The 5,920-nt window shown below is 63.6% G+C and carries 5 protein-coding genes and 1 pseudogene; all 6 read right to left on the bottom strand.

Annotated features, from left to right (window positions below; all coding sequences use genetic code 11):
* Positions 1-468, bottom strand: a 468-nt coding sequence (locus ACY693_RS13900; protein WP_462322420.1) for a hypothetical protein, incomplete at its 3' end; no start/stop codon positions are given.
* A 14-nt stretch (positions 469-482) separates the two neighbouring features.
* Positions 483-1,268: a zinc ribbon domain-containing protein gene (locus ACY693_RS13895; protein WP_462322419.1), complete on the bottom strand. Its 786-nt coding sequence runs from the start codon at positions 1,266-1,268 to the stop codon at positions 483-485.
* Positions 1,269-1,354: 86 nt separating this feature from the next.
* Positions 1,355-3,109 carry a formylglycine-generating enzyme family protein gene (locus ACY693_RS13890; RefSeq protein WP_462322418.1) on the bottom strand — a complete coding sequence of 585 codons (1,755 nt, stop codon included), beginning with the start codon at positions 3,107-3,109 and terminating at the stop codon, positions 1,355-1,357.
* A 100-nt stretch (positions 3,110-3,209) separates the two neighbouring features.
* Entirely contained in the window at positions 3,210-4,652 is a 1,443-nt protein-coding gene (locus ACY693_RS13885; protein ID WP_462322417.1) for an FtsX-like permease family protein, read from the bottom strand.
* Positions 4,649-5,407: an ABC transporter ATP-binding protein gene (locus ACY693_RS13880; RefSeq protein ID WP_462322416.1), complete on the bottom strand. Its 759-nt coding sequence runs from the start codon at positions 5,405-5,407 to the stop codon at positions 4,649-4,651. The genes ACY693_RS13885 and ACY693_RS13880 overlap by 4 nt, the downstream gene beginning before the upstream one ends.
* A gap of 125 nt (positions 5,408-5,532) precedes the next feature.
* Positions 5,533-5,920, bottom strand: a pseudogene (locus ACY693_RS13875) (vWA domain-containing protein); the annotation flags it as partial.

Genomic DNA, 5,920 nt, shown 5'->3' with positions numbered 1-5,920 from the left:
ATCCAGCTCCTGCAGGAGCAACTTCACCTGATTGGCCAACGCATTGCGTTCGGCGACCTTGCCGGCTTGAACGCTAGCGAAATCGTCATCGATCTGCCGCACGCGCGTTGCCAGCGCGGGACTCGCCCTCGTCTCCGCAGCAAGACTGGCTCTAATTTGACGCCAGTTGGCATCGGCGCGCTGCAAGGCCGCCTGCGTCGAGCGCAGATCGGAGCGCACCGCCGACTGCTCGGTTTGCAGATCGGCGACCAAGGTCTGGAAGGCTCGATTTCGGCTGCGCTCGGAGGCGAGCGTTGACTCCAGATTGCGCTGGCGTTGAGCATAAGCGCCCGAGCCAAGACAGCTGACATTATTAAAGAAGTCAGGATGATTGGGGTTACATTGGTCAGGCGTTGTTGCGCAACTGACTAGGAGTAGCGCAGGTAGCAAAGCCATCAGGATGGCGACGGGGCTCAGCACCGGTTTCATCGAACATTGCTCCATCATGCCGCTGCTGGACTCGCCGCGATCTCGCGATCCATCAGCGCCCTTTCTGCCTCGAGTGCCGCCACCTGTTTCTTATACTGGTTAATCTCGGCATCAAGCCGCGCGGTCTGAACGCCGTCACGTTTTTCGATCGCTGCGATCTCGCGCCAGTTGGCCTCCTTTTCCCTCGCGCCATCGATGGTATTGTCAAGCAAGCGCCGATTGTCCTTCACGCGTGCCAGCTGCGCGCGCGCCTCGTTGGCGGAGATTTGCTTGTCGCGATATTGGCGATTCACCTCGGCGATGCGGCGCTTGTCATCGGCAATCACCTCGCGAGTCGTCGCGACTAGATTCGACAGCCGCTGGTTATCATTGCGGACCTCGACAATCATCGCATTGATACGCGCCTCGCTGTTTCGGTATTGGCTACGCTTGTTCTGCACATAGGCATTCGCGGCCATGCCTGCGGCGCAACCACTAGCGGCGCCAATCAGCATCTTATCGCGTCGGCTATTGTTGCGGCCATCGTTCTGCATGCTATCGATGAGCAAGCCGAGCAATGCGCCCGCTGCGGCACCCGCGACGCAGCCCTGCATGGATGTCTTGCTGAATAATTGCGACTGCTGGCGCAGATCCTGTTCCGCTGGCGTATAACTAGCTGGGCTATAGCCGGCGTAACCAGCGCCACTACTGCTGCTGCTCGGCATGGTCGCCATGCAACCGCTCAAGCCCGTCAACGAGGTGGCAACAACGAGGTAGCTGAGCGTCGTTACTGCAGAATAGCGTCTAGCGAACTGTCCCATCGATGTCTCTCCTGTCCGTTTCAATCGTCACAAAGTCAGCAGTGAATAGCGTTCGGCAAGCCGCGGCCGTAGGCTAGTCCAGTGAGCTAGTCCTTCACTAAGTCACGCCCGACCGCTAAACACGCCTTGAGCCATTGCTCTCGGCGCACGCGCCCCTTGTTGGCATATTCCAAGACCCCGGCGTGGAAGCTGGCTGGATACGCGCTCAGGGACGTATGTCCGCGAGCAGCAATCTCGGCCTTTAATCCCGCCAGCTCGGTCTCGAGTACCTTCAAGTCGTCCGGGTAGGTTCTTGCCGTGCGAATGATGGTATCGGCATAAAAGCCCGTGTTGAAATCAAAGGCGTCGCGCTCGGACTGAAACCGCTCGGCGAGCGCGGTGCAACGCGGGGCATCCGCGCCACTGCTCTTTGTGCAGAGCGCAACGCGCTGCTCGCGCAGTTCCATATTCATCCCCTCATCGGCCAGCTTTTGGCACAACAAGCCGCCAAAGCGCAAGGCTTCACGCGCACTGCGCGCGCGCTGCTCGAACAGACGCTCGGCGTTCGCCGCAATCACGCCACGGAGACGCTCTAAACGCCCGGTCATGGCGTCGTCGGACATCACCCGCGCGAGATGACTGAGCTCCATCACCGGATCATCATAGGGCTCGGCGCTCAAGGCCTGTGCGGGCGCTGCCGATGGTGCGGATGGTTCAGAAGCGCGCTGCGCTGTCGGCGCTGGCTCCAGCGCTTCGCCAGCACCAGCACCAGCACCAGCATCGGCATCGGCATCAATATTGATATCGGCACTCGCCACATCGGTGCCCAAGTCCGACCATGCAGCGCGCACCGCGGCGAGGCGCTCGGCGCTGGTGAGCACCGGCGTCGACAACAACACGCGGAATCCGGTATCGGTAGTCACGACGGCGCCGCGTTCATCGTAGAGCGGCACTTCGCGACGCAGCGAGGTGCGAATCTCATCCGCCGGGGAGTGAATGCTGCCGCCGCGCACAACGTAGCCACCGGGCCGCCCGTGGGCGCGCTCGAGACGCCGCAACTGAAACGGCTCGAGCACGATCTCTTCAAGATTGCCGAGGATGTCGTGCACGCCGGCTGGGTTCGGCTCCAACACGCCGAGCGGTCGCACCCGCCCTTCCGCACTCTCGTTGAACCAGACATAGCGCGCCATGCCCTCGGGCATCGGGAAACGTGGCTCGCGAAATGCTGCCGGACTCACTAGATCACCGCCGCGAGCGACGTACTCCCACTCTGCCTCGGTGGGCAGACGCACGAAGGCCGGTTCGCCATCGACGCGCGGCAGGCAAGGCTGCTCCCCTGCGCTGCAATCCGCGAGCTGTTCGGCCTGCTCGCGCAGCCAGAGCGACCAGGCATGAGAAAAGTTCACCGCAGCGTGCCAACTCACATTGGCGTAGGGCATGCGCCCCTCATTCGACGGCTGCGGACAGGGCTGTCCTTGCGCCTGCGCCATGACCGCTTTGTACTGCAGGCCACTGACCTCGTACTTACCGATCAGCAGGCTGCGTTCCGTCTCCCCATCCTGAGCCTCGGAAGGCTCGAGCGCGAAGCTGCCCGCGATGGGCGCCAGCCGGCGATATTCCGCATAACCAGTCTCCTCGGCGTCACTGCCCAGCTCAACCACCTTATCGCGCAATGGACCCGAGCCGCTGCTGTCGCCTGTGGTGCCAACGGCCCGAAACGTCATTGCGCCACCACAGGGCATCGGCACCAACAGGTCCCCAGCAGCGGGCTTTGGATTGTAGAGTGTTTCATCCCATGTCACCGTCGCGTCGGCATCGCCTGCAGCGGCCACCCCCATGCCAAGCGGCGCCAACAGGGCCAACGCAAATAGCCGCCATCCTCGGAATCGGCCAGGTCGCTTTACTGATTTAGCAGACCCTTCGCCCATGTTTCGCCCTTTCACGTTCATCATCGCGCGCCTATTAGAGAACATCACGGAGTCCCTCCGCTGGCGCCACCCTGGCGCTGTGCCAAGCGGCGGCGCCCGCCGCCATCAAGGCGAGGAGCAGCATCCAACCAGTCGCCATCACCATGTCCATCGCGCTGAGTCGGCTGACATAGCCGCCGACAGGCAGATTCTCGCCCAAAACCAGGTTGAAGACGCTCGCCCCTGCGGCAAAAAACAGCAACGCCAAGATCAGCCCCCCCAGCGCGACGATCAGGGCTTGCAGCACCGGCAGCAATGCCACCGCAAAGCGCCCGAAACCAAACAGGCGCAGCATGGCCAGGGCGCGGCGTTTGCGATCGGCGTTGAGCCAGAGCGCACCGCCAAGCGCCAACGCACAACCGATGCCACCGATGGTCGCGGTGACCCGAAACAGAAACGAAAAGGTCCGATCCAGCGCCTGTACCGTTGCGATGCGCTCGGCCTGGGTGCGAATCTCGATCCCGGTTCGACGCAGCTGCTCGGCCAGCGGCGCGACGGCCTCGAGGTTGCGCGCATAGAGCCGGGCATTGGCGAACTCCTCGCGCTGGCGCAGGCTCTCCGTTGAGATCGGCTGGTCGCCAGCGAGTTCGATGACGCCATCGCGATAATCCTCTGTGGCCACCAACAGCGCCGGCTGTGCAAAGATCGCCGCGCGCGCGAATGCGCGCTCTGGGACGATACCCACCACCGTTAACGGCAGGCGCGTATGTTGGCGCTCGCCATTGAGCGAGCGTTTGATCACGGCCGTGATCACGGGATCGCCCGCCGCATCATCGAGTCTGGCGCCGAGTCCCGAATCGGTTGGCTGTGCATTACCCAGCCCGGCATGGCCGAGCCCCGCCTCGCTTGACCTGATATCGCCGAGCCGCTTATCGCTCTGCCGGGCATGGCTTGGACCGGCATCGCTCAGTCCCCTGTCGCCGAGCCCTAGCTGCTCAGCCAAGGTGGCGGTGATCAGCACCTGCTGTGGATCTTCAGGCAGCCGGGTGCCGACCGGCAGCAGCGGATCACCGGCACCAGTCGGCAGCAGTTCGATCGCGCTCAGCAGACGCCGCTGGTCATCTAACAGGTCAACGCTGGCATTGATGGTGCGGGTCTTCGGCACTACAAATGCCACCTCCTCGCGGGTGGCAAGCTCGGCGAACCAAGCCTGCGGCAGGCGCGCGCTCCCATAGATAATCACCTCGAGATTACGCGGATCACTGATCAGCGTCTCACGCAACTGCATCATGGCGCCGTTCTTGAGTCCGAGCAGCAATAACAGCGGCGCGAGGATTGCGGCCACGGTCAGCACGAACACCGCCATCGTGCGCCGATCGTGCCAGAGATCCTTCCAGGCGAGCCGCCAGATTTCTCGGCTCGCTCGGACTAGGCTAAGGCCAGGTGGCGCCCCAGCTGCCACACCAGCAGCCGCCTTAGCCGCTGTTTCTGCAGTCATGCCGAGGCCTCCAAGAAGCGCGCTTCCGAGCGACCCTCGTCAGCAGTGCTCTCGACGATCTCTGCTTTCAGCTCGCGCAGTCCAAGCGCGCGCACGCGCTCCTGCTCATGGGTGGCGATCACCACCGCAGTGCCGGACTCGGCGGCGGAGTCCAACAACAGCGCCAGCACACGACCGGCCAGACTCGGATCGAGCGCCGAGGTGGGTTCATCCGCCAACAGCAGCGCCGGCCGATGCGCCAGCGCCCGCGCGATCGACGCGCGCTGCTGCTGTCCCACCGAAAGCCGCGCCGGTAAGGCCTGCAGCAGCGCTCCAAGCTCGAGCTGCTCGATGAGCCGGTGCAGCCAAGGATTGGCCACTGACAGACCAAGCAGTCGGCGGTTGATGAGCAGGTTATCGCGCACACTGAGAAAGGGCAGCAGACCGCCGGTTTGCATCACGAAACCGATCTGAGCGGCGCGCAGCCGCGCGAGCGGGCTCTCGGCGTTGCGCTGCCAGAGGGCCATCAGGTCGATCGGCGGATCAGCCGCCAGCCAGCGCAGATTAGCCCCCGGCAGCGGTGGAGCGACCAGCCCGAGCACCTCCAACAGCGTACTCTTGCCGCTGCCGCTGGCGCCGGTGATGGCGACGACGTCACCCGCACTTAGCCGCAGTCGAGGCAGGCTGACCCGATAGGCATCCGGCCCCCTGCCGCGCTGGCAGCGCAAATCGCGCACATCCAATAACCTTGAGGCCGTCGCTGTGGCTTTCGCCATAGGATTGGCCGTGCCGGATGCTATCCCAGTCACCAGGTCGGGCGCACGAGGCATCGACAGGGGTACGCGTGTGACCCGCGGCGTCTTCCTGATGGGGGTCATGATCTAAGGTGCACCGCGAGCGCTTAGGGCAGGTCCTGTAGCGGCACTGGGTAGACGTGCTCGCCGGGCGGGCTGCCCTCGGCCAGGCTAACCCAGCGGTCGGTATCGGCGTTGTAGCGCTCATAGAGACGGAGTTTCGACTTCACTCGGGTCATGAAATCGAGCTGGCGCTGTGCCCCCCAACGCGACCAGGTGTCCAGGTCGACGCGCATGACATCGCTCTGATACGGCAGGCCCTCTAGATACTCGCTCAAGAGGCCGAGATCGGCGAGGGATTTGGCCTCCGCGCGATTGGCCTGGTTCGGGTCGCGGGCGTACTGCGCCGCCAGCGAGCGCAGATTGTCGAAAAAGGTGTCCGGCTCCAGCATCCCCGAATTCGCCGCGTCGAGCACCTGCTTGAGGATGTTGTGC

Source organism: Halochromatium sp., from assembly GCF_054919635.1.
The sequence above is the reverse complement of the archived record's forward strand: the minus strand, read 5'-3'. Positions and strand labels throughout refer to the sequence as shown.